Source organism: Roseovarius sp. (assembly GCF_040223625.1).
Taxonomy (GTDB): domain Bacteria; phylum Pseudomonadota; class Alphaproteobacteria; order Rhodobacterales; family Rhodobacteraceae; genus Roseovarius.
On record NZ_JAVKFX010000057.1, the window covers coordinates 1 to 16276 of the forward strand.

Annotated in this window: 15 protein-coding genes; 8 read left to right on the forward strand and 7 right to left on the reverse strand. The window is 67.2% G+C overall.

From position 1 onward, the window contains the following. Positions 1-289: 289 nt before the first annotated feature. On the forward strand, positions 290-658 hold the full coding sequence (locus RLN94_RS16610) for a hypothetical protein (RefSeq protein ID WP_350122766.1): 369 nt from the start codon (positions 290-292) through the stop codon (positions 656-658). A 182-nt stretch (positions 659-840) separates the two neighbouring features. Beyond that, positions 841-1728 (forward strand): BRCT domain-containing protein, encoded by an 888-nt coding sequence (locus tag RLN94_RS16615; RefSeq protein WP_350122763.1) that lies wholly within the window; start codon positions 841-843, stop codon positions 1726-1728. A 241-nt stretch (positions 1729-1969) separates the two neighbouring features. Here RLN94_RS16615 and RLN94_RS16620 read toward each other — a convergent pair whose 3' ends face one another. Beyond that, positions 1970-2719, reverse strand: coding sequence for a YebC/PmpR family DNA-binding transcriptional regulator (locus tag RLN94_RS16620; RefSeq protein ID WP_350122760.1), 750 nt, complete (start codon positions 2717-2719; stop codon positions 1970-1972). 134 nt (positions 2720-2853) lie between these two features. On the opposite strand from RLN94_RS16620, the gene RLN94_RS16625 reads away from it, so the two are divergent. The 4 genes from RLN94_RS16625 to RLN94_RS16640 all read left to right on the forward strand — a co-directional run bounded on the left by RLN94_RS16625 (position 2854) and on the right by RLN94_RS16640 (position 8525). Further along, the gene (locus RLN94_RS16625; protein WP_350122757.1) at positions 2854-4626 is read left to right on the forward strand and encodes an SLC13 family permease; all 1773 of its coding nucleotides are present in this window, start codon (positions 2854-2856) and stop codon (positions 4624-4626) included. A 230-nt stretch (positions 4627-4856) separates the two neighbouring features. Beyond that, positions 4857-5669 carry a TIGR00282 family metallophosphoesterase gene (locus RLN94_RS16630; RefSeq protein ID WP_350122754.1) on the forward strand — a complete coding sequence of 271 codons (813 nt, stop codon included), beginning with the start codon at positions 4857-4859 and terminating at the stop codon, positions 5667-5669. Beyond that, positions 5666-6610: a DMT family transporter gene (locus RLN94_RS16635; RefSeq protein ID WP_350122751.1), complete on the forward strand. Its 945-nt coding sequence runs from the start codon at positions 5666-5668 to the stop codon at positions 6608-6610. Before RLN94_RS16630 ends, RLN94_RS16635 begins: the two co-directional genes overlap by 4 nt. Positions 6611-6746: 136 nt before the next feature. Then, entirely contained in the window at positions 6747-8525 is a 1779-nt protein-coding gene (locus RLN94_RS16640; RefSeq protein ID WP_350122748.1) for an SLC13 family permease, read from the forward strand. 88 nt (positions 8526-8613) lie between these two features. On the opposite strand, the gene RLN94_RS16645 is transcribed toward RLN94_RS16640, so the two are convergent. Further along, complete coding sequence (locus tag RLN94_RS16645; RefSeq protein ID WP_350122745.1) at positions 8614-9081, reverse strand: OsmC family protein; 468 nt, start codon at positions 9079-9081, stop codon at positions 8614-8616. A 70-nt stretch (positions 9082-9151) separates the two neighbouring features. Between RLN94_RS16645 and RLN94_RS16650 the strand changes: the two genes are divergently transcribed. Beyond that, on the forward strand, positions 9152-9769 hold the full coding sequence (locus RLN94_RS16650) for a GntR family transcriptional regulator (RefSeq protein ID WP_350122742.1): 618 nt from the start codon (positions 9152-9154) through the stop codon (positions 9767-9769). On the opposite strand, the gene RLN94_RS16655 is transcribed toward RLN94_RS16650, so the two are convergent. Both RLN94_RS16655 and mgtE read right to left on the reverse strand, forming a co-directional pair. Then, the gene (locus RLN94_RS16655) at positions 9770-10327 is read right to left on the reverse strand and encodes a 5-formyltetrahydrofolate cyclo-ligase (protein ID WP_350122739.1); all 558 of its coding nucleotides are present in this window, start codon (positions 10325-10327) and stop codon (positions 9770-9772) included. Then, entirely contained in the window at positions 10324-11715 is a 1392-nt protein-coding gene (mgtE, locus tag RLN94_RS16660; RefSeq protein ID WP_350122736.1) for a magnesium transporter, read from the reverse strand. The genes RLN94_RS16655 and mgtE overlap by 4 nt, the downstream gene beginning before the upstream one ends. Before the next feature lie 228 nt (positions 11716-11943). On the opposite strand from mgtE, the gene guaD reads away from it, so the two are divergent. Beyond that, positions 11944-13233: a guanine deaminase gene (guaD, locus tag RLN94_RS16665; RefSeq protein ID WP_350122733.1), complete on the forward strand. Its 1290-nt coding sequence runs from the start codon at positions 11944-11946 to the stop codon at positions 13231-13233. A 118-nt stretch (positions 13234-13351) separates the two neighbouring features. On the opposite strand, the gene RLN94_RS16670 is transcribed toward guaD, so the two are convergent. From RLN94_RS16670 to RLN94_RS16680, 3 genes are all read right to left on the reverse strand, one after another. Continuing rightward, positions 13352-14686 (reverse strand): 8-oxoguanine deaminase, encoded by a 1335-nt coding sequence (locus tag RLN94_RS16670; RefSeq protein WP_350122730.1) that lies wholly within the window; start codon positions 14684-14686, stop codon positions 13352-13354. 156 nt (positions 14687-14842) lie between these two features. After that, positions 14843-15634 carry a histidinol-phosphatase gene (gene hisN, locus RLN94_RS16675; RefSeq protein WP_350122726.1) on the reverse strand — a complete coding sequence of 264 codons (792 nt, stop codon included), beginning with the start codon at positions 15632-15634 and terminating at the stop codon, positions 14843-14845. Positions 15635-15693: 59 nt separating this feature from the next. Further along, complete coding sequence (locus RLN94_RS16680) at positions 15694-16068, reverse strand: helix-turn-helix domain-containing protein (RefSeq protein ID WP_350122723.1); 375 nt, start codon at positions 16066-16068, stop codon at positions 15694-15696. Between the last annotated feature and the right edge of the window lie 208 nt (positions 16069-16276).

Consider the following 16276-nt stretch of genomic DNA (forward strand, 5'->3'; position numbering starts at 1 on the left):
ACTGTTCAGGTTTGACAACGGTCGGCAGACGAGCCCCAGGCTACGCGACGGTCTCAAGGACCAAGGGTGGGACGGGGTCTCGCCTGCCGATACCGAATATCACACAGATCAAAGAGACAAGGGTGGGTGCAAACCCACCACTCCCCCCGGTTGACACCCAATCCCGAACCCACCAAACTCCCCCACACGACCATTTCAAACCCACCATTTTCAACGCAACACATTTCAAACCGCGCACCTTCGGGCCCACCCCGAACAACGCAACCCCTTTCAAACAAGGAGATTTCCCATGTCCCTCGTATCCAGAACCGTGTCCACCGGCGTCGACATCGCCAAATCCCTCGCCCTCCTCGCCTTCCTCTGCCTGCCAACCGAGGGCAACGCCGAGGACATGTGCCTCTGCATCTCGCTCGACCGGGTATGGGGCGACAAGTACAACCGGAACGACTCGCTGCATATCATCGTCACCAACAACTGCCCCTCCGCGACCTTCATCAAGATGTGCATCGAAGAGAAGGACGGCGGCTGGTCCTGCGGCACCGACAACAACCTGAGACGCGGCGACACCAACCGCGGCTTCTGGGCCTGCAGCGCCACCGGCGACTACACCTACGCCGCCTGCACCGGCGGCTATGGCGAGTGCGGTTTCAGGAAATAGGCGGCGGCCGGAGACCAACCCACCCTCGGACAAACCCACGTCCCGGCCCCCGGGCCGGGACCTCCACCGCCTTGCCGATACCCGTCTTGCAGGCCCCGCCCCGTTCCCCTTCCGAATGGCCGTTAACCTTTTGTTAACTCGCGTGCTCCCACCCTCTCGACAGGGAAACAGGAGGCACAAGAGTGACAAACAACCTGAGCTACGAATCCGGGGCACTGGACGCCATCCATGCCAGGGCCAACACCGCCAAGAACGAGTGCTTCTTCATCGGGTTCCTCGACGGGATACTCGCCAATGGCCGGGTCGAGGATACCGAACTCGAACCGCTCCTCGCCGAATGCAAGGCCATCTGCGAACAGGTGGGCGACGAGGACGCGGCCGAGATCCTGAGCGAGGCCGCCGCAGGCCATCACGACACCCTCGGGGAACTGCTCGATGTGCTCACCCAGATCGCCGAGGTCCGAAGCGGGAAGATAGACCCCGCCTGCCCCCGCTCCGCGGCCAATCGGCTGCTTGGCTTCTGCGCCGGTATCAATTGCGACGGCATCATCACCACGCGCGAGGCACAGGTTCTGCATGGCCGGATCAACGCCGCCCATGACCTCGAGGCCGATCCGCGCATCGCCGCCCTCCGGCACGTGGTCCGCGACGCGCTCTGCGACGGCGTCATCGACCCGCCCGAAGCCGCCGAGATCAGCCACCTGATCACCAGCCTCGTCGGCGACAGCTATGCCGACACCGGCGTCCCAAGCTGCGAGGCGATCCCGGTCATAAGCGACACCGATCAGGTCGAGGCCATCCGGTTCGAAGGCCGGCGCGTCGTCCCGACCGGCGGGTTCACCTTCGGCACACGGCGTCAGGTCACCGCCCGGCTGGAGGAGCTTGGCGCCACCGTGCAGAAAACCCCCACCCGCGACACCGATTTCCTGATCATCGGCGCCGAGGGCAGCCCGCACTACACTCACAAGACCCACGGCGGGAAGATCGGCAAGGCCCTCGCCCTCCGCGGCGACGGCCATAGCCCGCGGATCTATCTCGAAGCCCAACTCCGCGCCCACCTGGTCCCGTAGGGCGGGTTGCCGACCCACCCCGAATTCTTGAAAAGAATTCGACCCGATATCTTTTCAAGATATCGCCCCACCACAACGCCCCCGGCGCATCACCACTCGACCGAAAATCCACCCCCGTCAATTCGCACCGACGCAATACCGACAAAATACCGACGTTATACCGACGTTGGAAATCGCCCCGTCCCCAACAAGAACGGCGCCCCGCGGGGCGCCGTCCAGATCCGTCCGATCCGCCGCGAATTTACTCCGCCGCAAGCTGGCTCATCACCTCGTCCGAGGCCTCGAAATTCGTGGTCACGCGCTGCACGTCGTCATCGTCCTCCAGCGCGTCGATCAGCTTCATCAGCTTCTCCATCCCCTCGAAATCCATCTCGGTCGTGGTGGTGGGTTTCCAGACAAGCTTGGTGGACTCGCTCTCGCCAAGCTCGGCCTCCAAGGCATTCGACACATCGTTCAGATCGGTATCGGCACACCAGATGATGTGGCCATCCTCGCTTGATTCCACATCCTCTGCCCCGGCCTCGATCGCGGCCATCATCACCGTGTCGGCATCGCCCACATCCGCCGAATAGGTCACCTCGCCCTTCCGCTCGAACATGAACCCGACCGAGCCGGTCTCGCCAAGGTTGCCGCCGTTCTTGGTGAAGGTCGAGCGCACGTTGGAGGCGGTCCGGTTCCGGTTGTCGGTCATCGCCTCGACGATCACCGCCACGCCGTTGGGGCCATAGCCCTCGTAGCGGACCTCCTCGTAATCCTCTCCCTCGCCGCCGATCGCCTTCTTGATCGCCCGGTCGATATTGTCGTTCGGCATCGACTGCGACTTCGCCTGCTTCACCACCAACCGAAGCCGCGGGTTCTTCTCCGGATCCGGGTCGCCCATCTTGGCGGCCACGGTGATCTCCTTGGAAAGCTTGGAAAAAAGCTTGGCCCGCACGGCGTCCTGCCGCCCCTTGCGGTGCTGGATGTTTGCCCATTTGGAATGGCCGGCCATGTCGTGCGCTCCGTCAGATATCAGTCAGATGTGAGTTGCTCGGACCGTCTATAAATCACGCCCCGCCTGCCCCGCAAGCCGGTTGCGTTCCCGGCCCGAATAGGCTTGGCTGCACCTAATCCCGGAGGGCCGCCGTGACAACCGACCAGATCATCCTTTTCTCGCTCTTCGGCGCGGTCTTCGCCCTGCTGCTCTGGGGGCGCTACCGCTATGATATCGTGGCGTTTTCCGCTTTGCTGATCGGAGTGGTCCTCGGCGTCGTCCCGACGGATCAGGCCTTCTCGGGCTTCGGCCACCCGGCCACGATCATCGTCGCACTGGTGCTGGTCGTTTCGGCCGGGCTCGTCCGCTCGGGCGCGGTCCACCTCATCACCCGCACCATGGTCGACAGCTCCCGCAGCCTCGGCTCGCACATCGCGCTGATGGGCGGCATCGGCGGCGTGCTCTCGGCCTTCATGAACAACGTCGCGGCCCTTGCCTTGCTGATGCCCGTCGACATCCAGACCGCCCGCAAGGCCAAGCGCGCGGCGGGGCTCAGCCTGATGCCGCTCTCCTTCGCCACCATCTTGGGCGGCATGGCCACGCTGATCGGCACGCCCCCCAACATCATCATCGCCTCGATCCGCGAGGATGCCCTGGGCGCGCCCTTCGCCATGTTCGACTTCGCCCCAGTGGGCGCGGTCACCGCCGTGGCCGGGCTGCTCTTCGTGGCGCTCGTCGGCTGGCGGCTCATCCCGCAGCGCGAGGATGCCGTGCTCGAAGCCTCCGAGATCGCCGACTACATCGCCGAGCTCACCGTGCCCGAAGGCTCCGACCTGATCGGCAAGCGCCTGATCGAGCTGGAAGAAACCGCCAACAAGACCGACGTGGCGCTGCTCGGCGTGATCCGCGACGGCAAGCGCCGCTACGGCGCGGCCATCAACACGATGCTCAAGGAGGGCGACGCGCTGGTGATCGAGGCCAAGCCCGACGCGCTCGACGAATTCCGCTCCTCCCTCTCGCTCGCCTTCTCCGACAAGCAGCGCGAGGAACGCCTGCAGGCCGAGGGCGACGGGCTCGACATCGTCGAGGTCGTGGTGCCCCAGACCTCGCGCCTCGTCGGCCGCACGGCCCAGAACGTGGGCCTCCACTGGCGCCAGCAATCGGTGCTGATGGGCATCTCGCGCCAGGGTCGCAAGATCACCAGCCAGGTGCGCAACACCACCATCCAGGCGGGCGACATCCTGCTGCTGCTGGTGCCCAAGGCCACCGGCCGCGACGTGACCGACTGGCTGGGCGCCCTGCCGCTGGCCGATCGCGGGCTGGCGGTGACGCAGAACAGGAAGACATGGCTCGCCATTGGCCTGTTCGGCGCGGCGGTGGGGGCGGCCTCGGTGGGGCTGCTCTACCTGCCGATTGCGCTGGGGCTGGTGGTGATGGCCTACGTGCTGACCCGGATCGTCCCCGTGAACGAGCTCTACACCCATATCGAATGGCCCGTCGTGGTGCTGCTGGGCTCGATGATCCCGCTCGGCGCCGCGCTGGAGGAGGTGGGCGGCACCGAGCTCATTGCCGGCAGCCTCGTGGCGCTGACCGAAGGGATGCCGGCCTGGGTCATCCTCACCGTGCTGATGATCGTGACCATGAGCCTGTCGGACGTGCTCAACAACACCGCCACGACCATCGTCGCGGCGCCCGTGGGCATCCAGATGGCGCAAGGCCTGGGCGTCTCGCCCGATCCCTTCCTGATGGCGGTGGCGGTCGCCGCCTCCTCGGCCTTCCTCACGCCCATCGGGCACAAGAACAACACGCTCATCCTCGGGCCCGGCGGCTACAAGTTCTCGGATTACTGGCGCATGGGCCTGCCGCTCGAAATCCTCGTGGTGGCGGTGTCGATCCCGGCGATCCTCCTCTTCTGGCCGCTCTGACCCGCACCGGCCGGAGTGGGGGCCAGCCCCGCCGCCATTGGGCTTGAACCAATGGCGCACAATGGCGGCCCCCGGGGATACTTCCGGCCAGAAGAAGCACCGGGCCCCGTCATTTTCGTGGCCCAGACTGCCTCGCCGGAGGCATCCGAACCGCGCCACACATCCGCGCTGCGCAGGGGCGCACAGCATCGCCTCTTGCCCTCGCAGCGCCGCCGCCCTAACACCGAGTAATGAGACTCCTGTATCTGGGCGATGTGATGGGCCGCGCCGGGCGGCGGGCCGTGACCGAGAACCTGCCGCGCCTCAAGGCCGAATGGCGGGTCGATTTCACCGTGGTGAACGGCGAGAACGCCACCGGCGGCATGGGCCTGTCGGGCGAGCATGCCAAGATCCTGCTCGAGGCCGGCGCCGATTGCCTCACGCTGGGCGACCACGCCTTCGACCAGAAGGACATGCTGCAGTTCATCGAGACCGAGCCGCGCATCGTCCGACCGATCAACTTCGCCAAGGAGGCCCCGGGCCGCGGCCACCGGGTCTTCACCGACGGGCGCGGGCGCAAGGTGCTGGTGGCGCAGGTGCTGGGCCAGGTCTTCATGAAACGCGCCTTCGACGACCCGTTCAGCGCCATCGAACCGGTGCTGAAGGCGCATGTGCCGGGCGGCGGCGTGCAGGCCGCGCTGATCGACATGCATTGCGAGGCGACCTCGGAGAAGATGGCCATGGGCCATTTCTGCGACGGGCGCGCCACCGTCGTCGTCGGCAGCCACACCCACATCCCCACGGCCGACGCCCAGATCCTGCCGGGCGGCACCGCGTTCCAGGCCGATGCCGGCATGTGCGGCGATTACCTCAGCATCATCGGCATGGACAAGACCGAGCCGATGCGCCGCTTCATCACCGGCATGGGGAAAGGCCGCTTCACCCCCGCCATGGGCGAGGCCACGCTCTGCGGGCTGTTCATCGAAACCGACGACCGGACCGGCAAGGCGGTCAACGTGACCATGATCCGTGAAGGCGGGCGGCTGCAACAGGCCGCCCCGTGACGGGAAACCCGCTCTATGTGCTGGTGCTGTTCTTCATGGGGGCGGGCTGGGGCCTGACCGTACCGCTGGCCAAGGTCGCCACCAGCACCGGCCACCAGCCTTACGGGCTGATCTTCTGGCAACTGGTCATCGTGGTCGCCGTCCTCGCCCCCATGACGCGGTTCGCGGGCAAGCCTGTGGCGCTCAAACCCCACCATCTCAGGCTGTTCATCGTCGTGGCCCTGACCGGCGCGGTGCTGCCCGACGTGTTCTTCTACCTCACCGCCTCGAAACTGCCCGCCGGCATCCTGTCGATCCTGATGTCGACGGCGCCGCTCTTCTCCCTGCCGATCGCGCTGGCGCTCGGCAACGACCGCTTCTCCTGGGTCCGCCTGACCGGGCTTCTCTTTGGCATGGCGGGGGTGATCCTGATGATCGGCCCCCGGGCCAGCCTGCCCGACCCGGCGATGACCGTCTTCGTCCTGCTCGCCCTCCTCGCGCCGCTGCTCTATGCCACCGAGGGCAACATCGTCGCCCGCTGGGGCACCTACGGGCTCGACCCGTTCCGCACCATCGTCGGCGCCTCGGCGGCGGGCGCGGTCATCACCCTGCCCATCGCCCTCCTCTCGGGCCAGTGGATCAACCCGCTTCAGGGCTTCGGCATCCCCGAGGCGGCGCTGGCGCTGGGGGCGGTCACCCACGGGCTGGTCTATGCCGCCTATGTCTGGCTGGTCGGGCGCGCGGGGTCGGTCTTCACCTCGCAATCGGCCTATATCGTCACCGCCTTCGGCGTGGTCTGGTCGATGCTGCTGCTGGGCGAGCGTTACTCGGTCTTCGTCTGGGTCGCGCTGGCGCTGATGCTGGGCGGCATCTTCCTCGTCCGGCCCCGGCCCTCGTTCCGGCTGGGCGTGCCGAAAGAGGCCGCCCGCCTGCACGCCTGCGACGAGGCCGGGCCCACATGACGGGCACAGGCGACGGCCGTTTCGCCCCGCTCTCGGTCAAAATCGGCCTCGGCCGCCCGCACCCCCGGATCACCCTTGCCCCGCGGCCGCCCATCGGGAAAGATGGCAGCCAACAGGAACGGGACACTCAGACCTGATGCACTTCATCGAATTCTCGCAGACCGGGCAGGCCCTGGTCACCCTTGGCGTGGTCGCCGTCATGTTCTTGCTGTTCATCCGCGAGATCTATCCGACCGAGGTGGTCGCCATCTCCGGCGCCGCGGTGCTGCTGGCGCTGGGGCTGCTGCCCTATGACGCGGCGCTGGCCGTGCTGTCGAACCCCGCGCCGTGGACGATCGTGGCGATGTTCATCGTCATGGGGGCGCTGGTGCGCACCGGCGCGCTCGACTGGTTCACGCGGGCTGCCGAGGCCCAGGCCGACGCCCGGCCGGCCCTCGCCATCGGCGCGCTGATGGCCTTCGTCATGCTCGCCTCGGCCTTCGTCAACAACACGCCCGTCGTCGTGGTGATGATCCCGGTCTTCGTCCAGCTGGCCCGCAAGCTCGATCTCCCGGCCAGCAAGTTCCTGATCCCGCTCAGCTATGCCGCCATCCTCGGCGGCTGCCTGACGCTGATCGGCACCTCGACCAACCTGCTGGTCGACGGCGTGGCCCGCGCCGGCGGGCTTGCGGCCTTCACCATCTTCGAGGTCACGCCGCTGGCCGCCATCCTCGCCGTCTGGGGCGCGCTCTACCTGCGCTTCATCGCCCCGCGCCTGCTGCCCGACCGGGCCAGCATGGCCACCCTGCTGAGCGACCGGAAATCGCGCAAGTTCTTCACCGAGGCGGTCATCCCGCCCGAGTCGAACCTCGTCGGCCGCGAGGTCAACAGCGTGCAACTCTTCAAGCGCGAGGGCGTGCGCCTCGTCGACGTGATCCGCGGCGACCAGTCGCTGCGCCGCAACCTCGAGGGGGTGACGCTCGAGGTGGGCGACCGGGTCGTCCTGCGCACCCAGGTGACCGAGCTGCTCAGCCTCCAGCGCAACAAGAGCCTCAAGCGCGTCGACCAGGTCTCGGCGGTGGAGACCGCCACGGTCGAATCGCTGATCACCCCCGACTGCCGGATGGTGGGCCGGCGGCTGGGCGCCCTGCGCCTGCGCCGGCGCTTCGGGGTCTACCCGCTGGCGGTGCACCGCAAGGACAAGAACATCGGCCGCCAGCTCGACGATATCGTCGTGCAGGTGGGCGACACGCTGCTGCTCGAGGGCGCGCCCGAGGATATCAACCGCCTTTCGACGGAGATGAACATGGTCGACGTCTCGAAACCCACCGAACGCGCTTACCGCCGCAGCCACGCGCCCATTGCCGTGGGCGCGCTGGCGGGCATCGTGGTGCTGGCGGCGATGGGGGTGGCGCCGATCCTTCTGCTGGCGGTGCTGGCGATGGCCGTGGTCTTCCTCACCCGCTGCGTCGACACGGACGAGGCGTTCGGCTTCGTCGACGGGCACCTGCTGGCGCTGATCTTCGCCATGCTCGCCATCGGCGCCGCGCTCGAGGCCTCGGGCGCGGTCGAGCTTCTGGTCACTGGGGTGGCGCCGCTGCTGGCCCATACCTCGCCCTTCCTGACGATCTGGGCGATCTACCTGCTGACCAGCGTGCTGACCGAACTGGTGTCGAACAACGCCGTCGCGGTGGTGGTGACGCCCATCGCCATCGGGCTGGCCGAGGCACTGGGATACGATCCCCGCCCGCTGGTGGTGGCGGTGATGATCGCGGCCTCGGCCAGCTTCGCCACGCCGATCGGCTACCAGACCAACATGATGGTCTACGGGCCCGGCGGCTACAAGTTCACCGACTTCATCAAGGTGGGTATCCCGCTCAACCTGTCGATCGGCCTGCTGGCCTCGGCGCTCATCCCGTTCTTCTGGCCGCTCTGACCCGCCCCGCCCCGCGCACGCCCCCGCCCCGCGCCCTCACAGGCGCGTGTCGCGAAACAGCCCGCAAGGGCTGGTGAGCGGCGCCGGGTCAGCCTGAAACGTATCGCGCCTCGTAGCTGACCGGGAAATTCACCGACCGGGCGATGAAACACACCTTGCCGATCTCGTGGTGAATGGCATCGGCCTTGTCGAGGTCGGTGCCCGCTGGCACCACGATCTCGGGCCGAAGCACCGCCCGCAGGAACCGGCTCGCCCCCGATGTCTCGGTCTCGCCCACGGCCAGCGGATCGTCGGCATAGCCCTGCACCGCGATCCCCGCATCCGAGGCGAAATGCAGGTACCACAGCATATGGCACGCCGAGAGCGCCGCGATCAGCATGTCCTCGGGGTTGTGCAGCGTCGGATCGCCGCCCAGCAGCGGGTCGTTGGAACAATGGATCACCGACTTGCCCGGCGTCTCGACATTCCACGTCCGGTCATAGGCGCGATAGCTTGCCGTCCCCTTTCCCCGGTTCCCGGTCCAGACCACGCGGGCGGTGTAATCATGCTGTCCCATGCATAGCTCCGTTGTGTTCGATTCTGTATAAGTGTATACACTTTGACGAAAACCGGAGACCACCCCGAAATTGACCCCCGAAGACATCACGCACGCACTGGAAAAGGACATACTCGGCGGCGCCCTTGCCCCCGGCAGCGTGCTGCCCCAGGGGGCTCTGGCCGCGCGGTTCGGTGTCAGCCGGATACCGGTGCGCGACGCTCTGGCCCGGCTGGCAAGCGCCGGGCTGGTCGAGCTTGCGCCCAACCGGCGCACCCGGGTGGTCGAGATGTCCCGTGACGAGGTAATCGAGGCCTATGACCTGCGCCTGATGCTGGAAACCGACCTCTTCACCCGGGCCCTGGCGCGAATGACGCCGCAGGATCTGGACCGGATCGACTATGCCCTCGCCCGCTCTGACCTCGAAGCGCGCAACGCCAACTGGGCCGAGGGGGACGCCCTGTTTCACGCAGCACTGTACGCCCCCGCGCAACGCCCGAGGCAACAAGCCATGATCGACGGGCTGCGCCGCGCTTGCCGGGTGCAGATTGCGTCTTACGAAACCCTGCCGGAGGACACCGACCGCTGGCTCGCGGATCACGCCGCCCTGCGCGACCTTTGCCGCGCGGGCCAGACCACGGCGGCGACCGAGCGCCTGCGCGCGCACCTCACCGGCGCGCGCGACACGCTTCTTGCGCATCTCGCGTGATCAGAGGCTGATCACCCCGCGCTCCGTCACCACCATGTCGAGCGGCTGATCGGTGGGCTCGAGCGGCAACCCCTCGGCCTCCTGCGCCGCATAGGCGAAGCCGATCGCCAGCGTCGCCCTTTTGCCGCGCAGCATCTCCAGCGTCCGGTCATAGAACCCGCCGCCATAGCCCAGCCGCCCGCCCTGCCGGTCGAACGCCACCAGCGGCACGATCAGGATCTCGGGCTCGAGGAAATCGTCCACCTCCGGGATCATCGCCCCGAACGGCCCTTCCTTCAGCGCACAGCCCGGCTCCCACCGGGAGAATTTCAGCGGCAGGCCCTTCCCTTGGATCACCGGCACGCAGACCGGCCCGTGCGCCGCCGCCTCGGCCATCACCGGCCGCGGGTCGATCTCGGTCCGGATCGCCATGTAGCCCGAGAGCGGCACGCCGCGATAGCCCGCCAGAACCTCGGCCAGGTGCCCCGCCTCACCCGGAGGCGCGCTGTCATGCGCCGCCTTGCGCCGGGCGAAAGCCGCCTTGCGCGCCTCCGCCTTCACCGCCGTCAGATCGTTCATAGAAGCACCACAACCGCCAGTCCGAGGAAGGCGAAGAACCCGACCACATCCGTCACCGTCGTCACGAAGGCACCAGACGCCAGCGCCGGGTCGACGCCGATACGATCAAGGATCACGGGGATCACCGTGCCGGCAAGCCCGGCCACGACCAGATTGATCACCATTGCGGCAGCGATCACGTAGCCAAGCTCGGGCCCGCCGAACCACAGCACCCCGATCACCCCCATCACCACGGCGAAGATCAGCCCGTTGATCAGGCCCACCAGCACCTCGCGCCGGATCACCCGCCAGACGTTGCGGCCCGTCAGGTCCTTGGTGGCAATGGCCCGCACCGCCACGGTCAGCGACTGCGTCCCCGCATTGCCGCCCATCGAGGCCACGATCGGCATCAGCACCGCCAGTGCCACCACCGTCGCGATGGCCTCCTCGAACTGGGCGATCACCAGCGAGGCGAGGATCGCGGTGACAAGGTTCACCGCCAGCCAGGGAAACCGCTGCTTGGTCGTGTCGATCACCCGGTCGGCGATACTGCCCTCGCCCACACCGGCGAGGCGCATGATGTCCTCCTCGTGCTCCTCGTCCAGCACGATCATCGCGTCGTCGATGGTGATCACCCCCACCAGCCGCTCGTTCTCGTCCACCACCGGCGCGGAAATCAGGTGATACTGGTTGAACGCATAGGCCACGTCCTCCTCGTCCTGGGTGACGGGGATGACATGGAACGTGTCCTCCACCAGCGACGACAGCAGCACCTCGCGCCGCGAGGCCATCAGCTTGCCCAGCGTCACGTTGCCCACCGGCTTCAGCCGCGGATCGACAAGGATGATGTGATAGAACTGGTCCGGCAGGTCGTCCTGGTTGCGCAGGTAATCGATGGCCTCGCCCACGTTCCAGTGCTCGGGCGCCATCACCACCTCGCGCTGCATCAAGCGGCCGGCGGAATATTCCGGGTAGGTCAGCGAATGCTGCACCGCCACCCGGTCGCTGTCTTCCAGCACGTCGAGAATGGCGGTCTGCTGGTCTTCTTCCAGATCCTCGACAAGATCGACCACGTCGTCCGATTCGAGGTCGCGCACCGCCTCGGCCAGCACTTCCGGGTGCAGCGTGTAGAGCACCTCCTCGCGGATCGACTCGTCCAGCTCCGACAGGATGTCTCCGTCGAAATCCCGCCCGTAAAGCTCGATCAGGCGGCGCCGGTCGAAGGCGTTGACCTGCTCCAGAAGGTCGGCGATGTCGGCCGGGTGCAGCGGTTCCAGCTCTTCCAGAAGGCGCGTGCGGTCCTCGGTGTCGACCGCGTACATGATCCGCGCCACCGCGCGGTCATCCAGCACATAGGCATCGTCCTCGCGGTCGGTCTCGGTCTCCGCCACAGCGTCGTTGTCAGCCATGCGCCACCCCTTTCCGCGTCAAACCTGCCCTGCCGGCCCCTGCGGCCAGCCTAACCTGAAACGCGCCCGCGGTCTGCCGGTTGCACCGTCTCGCCCGAAAAACGCAGGCTGCCTCTTTCGCTCCGGCTTAAAGAAGCACCTTCCGGAAAACAATGACAATAGCCGCATTTACCCGCCCCCTCGCGCTGCTATGGTGCAACTGGTACGCGAACAGGCAAATGTGGGCAGATGACCAGCGAAACTCTCCTGACGGGCCGGGTGCTCGTCTACACAGGCTCGCCCTTCGAGGGCGACCCGGCCGGGGCCGCCCGGCTCGACGAGGCGGTGCTGATCCGCGACGGCCGCGTCGTGCGGACCGGCACGGCCCGGGCCCTGCGCAGCGAAGCGCCGCAGGCAAAGACCGAGGATATGGGCGACGCGCTCATCACCGCCGGCTTCGTCGATGCCCATGCCCACTATCCCCAGACCGCGATGATCGCCAGCTGGGGCAAGCGGCTGATCGACTGGCTCAACACCTACACCTTCCCCGAGGAGATGCGCTTTGCCGATCCCGCCTACGCCGCCGAGATCGCCGGGCGCTACCTCGACCTGACGCTGTCGAACGGCACCACCACGGTGGCCAGCTACTGCACCATTCACCCCGAAAGCGTCGAGGCCTTCTTTACCGCGGCCCGGTCCCGCGGCCTGCGCGCCGCCGCCGGCAAGACCTGCATGAACCGTAACGCCCCCGACGGGCTCTGCGACACCGCGCAATCGGCCTATGACGACAGCAAGGCACTACTGGAACGCTGGCACGGGACGGGCCGCCTCTCCTACATCGTCACACCCCGCTTCTCGCCCACCTCGACGCCCGATCAACTCTCCGCCCTGGGCGCTCTCTGGTCCGAGCATCCCGACTGCCTGATGCAGACCCATCTCAGCGAACAGCCCGACGAGGTCGACTGGGTCAAATCCCTCTTCCCCGAGGCCCGCGACTATCTCGACACCTACGAGGCGCACGGCCTTCTCGGCGCACGCGGCCTGTATGGCCATGCCATCTACCTCGAACCCCGCGAGCGCGACCGGCTGCGAGAGGTGGGTGCGGCGCTCATTCACTGCCCCACCTCCAACACCTTCATCGGCTCGGGGCTTTTCAACATGGCGCTTGCCAAATCCGAGGGTCAGCGCGTGGGGCTCGCCACCGACACCGGCGGCGGCTCTTCTTTCTCGATGCTGCGCACCATGGCGGCCGCCTACGAGATCGGCCAGCTTTCGGGCACCGCCCTGCACCCGGCCCAGCTCTACTGGCTCGCCACCGCCGGCTCTGCCGACGCGATGCATATGGGCGACCGGATCGGCAACATCGCCCCGGGGATGGAGGCCGACCTCATCGCCCTCGACCTCGCCTCGACCCCCGCCATCGCCCAGCGTGTCGCCTCGGCCGACGACCTATGGGAGGCGCTCTTCCCCACCATCATGATGGGCGACGACCGCGCGGTGAAGGTGGTCTGGATCAATGGCCACCGCGCGCACGGCTGACCCGTAGGGTGGGCGCGAACCCACCATGACCCGGCCTTAAGGACCTCCCCGTCCCGGCCCCCGAGCCGGGACCTCGCGCCAACCAGAGGCCCCGGGTCAGGCCCGGGGCGGGCAACCCCTACCCCATCAACGCCCGCGCCAACGCGTTCTGCCGTTCCACCACCTTCGGCAGATCCACCGTCACCACCTGCCCCTCGCGCACAACGGACCGCCCTTCCACGAACAAATCCCGCACCTTAACCGGCCCCGCCAAAAGCAACGCCGCCGGATCCCAGCTTCCCGCGCTCTCGACACCCGAGACGTCCCAGACGGCAATATCCGCCCGCTTGCCCACGGCGATCCGCCCGCAATCCGGCCGGCCCAGCACATCCGCCCCGCCCCGCGTGGCGATCTCCAAGGCCTCCCGCGCACTCATCGCATCGGCCCCCCTCGCCACCCGCTGCAACAGCATCGCCTGCCGCGCCTCCAGCACGATATTCCCCGCATCGTTGCTGGCCGAGCCATCCACCCCCAGCCCAACCGGCACCCCCGCATCCCGCATCGCCCGCACCGGCGCGATGCCAGACCCCAACCGGCAATTCGAACAGGGGCAATGCGCCACCCCCGTCCGCGACCGGGCAAACAGGTCGATCTCCGCCCCGTCCAGCTTCACGCAATGCGCGTGCCACACGTCCGCGCCGGTCCAGCCCAGCTCCTCGGCATACTGCCCCGGCCGATAGCCGAACTGCGCCTCGGAATAGGCGATGTCCTCGTCATTCTCGGCCAGGTGGGTGTGCAGCATCACCCCCTTGTCCCGCGCCAGCAGCGCCGCCTCGCGCATGAGGTCGCGGCTCACCGAGAACGGCGAACAGGGCGCCACCCCCACCCGGCACATCGACCCTTCGGCACCATCGTGGAACGCGTCGATCACCCGGATGCAATCCTCGAGGATCGCCGCCTCCGCCTCGACCAGCGCATCCGGCGGCAGCCCGCCCTCGCTCTCGCCGATGCTCATCGCCCCGCGCGTCGGGTGAAACCGCAACCCCACCTCCGCGGCGGCAGCAATGGTATCCTCCAGCCGCGCGCCGTTGGGGTACAGATACAGGTGATCCGAACTCAGCGAACACCCCGACAGCGCCAGCTCCGCCAGCCCCACCTGCGCCGAGACGAACATCTCCTCCGGTCCGAACCTGGCCCAGATCGGGTAGAGCGTCTTCAGCCACCCGAACAGAAGCGCATCCTGCCCGCCCGGCACCGCGCGGGTCAGCGTCTGGTAGAGATGATGATGCGTGTTCACGAGGCCCGGCGTGACGACACAGCCGCGCGCCTCCACCACCTCGCCACGCGTCTCCAGCCCCTCGCCGATCCCGGCGATCACGCCGCCCCGCAACAGGATATCGGCCCCGCGCAACTCCTCGCGCGCATCGTTCATCGTCAGCACGTGGTCCGCACCACGGATCAGGATTTCCGCCATGGAAAGCCCCCTTCATCGCATCCGACCCCCTCAGATCGCATGGAACAGGGCCACGGGGGAAAGGGGTGAAGACCCGTGGTCGGGGAAGTTCTATCGCAAATGCCCGCGGAAATGAACCTCCATCACGGCAGGCACCCGGAATTTGCGGAGAACGCCCTACCCCGCGACCTTCGACAATATCTCCAGCGCCGCCGCGTGTTGCTCCGGCCCGCCCGCGGCCAGCACCCGGCCGCCCAGATGCGCCGGCCGCCCCTGCCAGTCGGTCACGATCCCGCCCGCCGCCTCGATCACGGCGATCGGCGCCTGGATGTCATAGGGCTGCAACCCCGCCTCGATCACCAGGTCGATCTGCCCCGCCGCGATCAGCGCATAGGCATAGCAATCCATCCCGTAGCGGGTCAGCCTCACCTCGCCTGCCACCGCCGCGAACCCGTCGCGCTCCGCCTCGCTGCCCAGTTCCGGGAAGGTGGTGAACAGGATGGCCTCCGACAAAGGCCGCGCGCCCAGCGTCGCAAGCCGCCGCGCGCCCTGCGGCCCCTGCACCTCGGCCCGGCCGAACCCGCCCTCGAACCGCTCGCCCGTATAGGGCTGGTCGATCAGGCCATAGACCGGCCCGCTCTCGTCCGACACGGCGATCAGCACGCCCCATGTGGGCGTCCCCGACAGGAACCCGCGCGTGCCGTCGATCGGGTCGAGCACCCATGTCAGGCCGCTCTCGCCCCGCGTCTCTCCGTATTCCTCTCCGAGAATGCCGTCCTGCGGCCGCCGCCGGGCCAGGATCTCGCGCATCGCCCGTTCGGCGGCGCAGTCGGCCTCCGTCACCGGGTCGAAGCCGGTGCCGGCCTTGTTGTCGGCCTGCATTCCCGCCGACCGGAAAAACGGCAAAATGGCCTCACGCGCCGCATCCGCCAGCGCGTGTGCCGTTTGCACTATAACGTCTGTTGTCATCTGCCCGCCGGTCCCTCTGCCGCTTTCGCGGCCTGCTTAGCCCGGCCGGGCAGCCACGTTCAAGCGACGTCGCTCAGAACCCGGGCAAGGTCGAACAGGCGGCGGCGCTGGTTTTCCGGGATCGCATAGTACGACCGAACCAGTTCCAGCGCTTCCTTGTCGCCAAGGATATCGGCGGGCACCGAGCTTGCATGCTCCTGCTGCGCCTCGTCCTCCGAGGTCAGACCCTCGAAGAAAAAGCTGACATCCACGTCGAGCGATTCGGCGATATCCCAAAGGCGCGACGCGCTGACACGGTTGGCACCGGTCTCGTATTTCTGGATCTGCTGGAACTTGATGCCCACGCTTTGCGCAAGCTGCTGCTGGGTCATCCCCACAAGCCAGCGGCGGTGCCGGATACGCTTTCCGACATGTACATCAACGGGGTGCGGCATGTTTTATCCTCTCCTGACAATGCTCACAAAACCTCCGACCCCGCCCCGCAAGGCGGGCCCAAAGGAAATGGGTACAATCTTCAGCCGCTGCGCATCCCTGCAGGGCCAATATATGGTATCGCGTGTATACGAATTTACAAGCACAACCGCTACCTAAATACGTGATTGGTTAAAATCCAACACAATCGGAACGCGTCTCGCCGCCGGC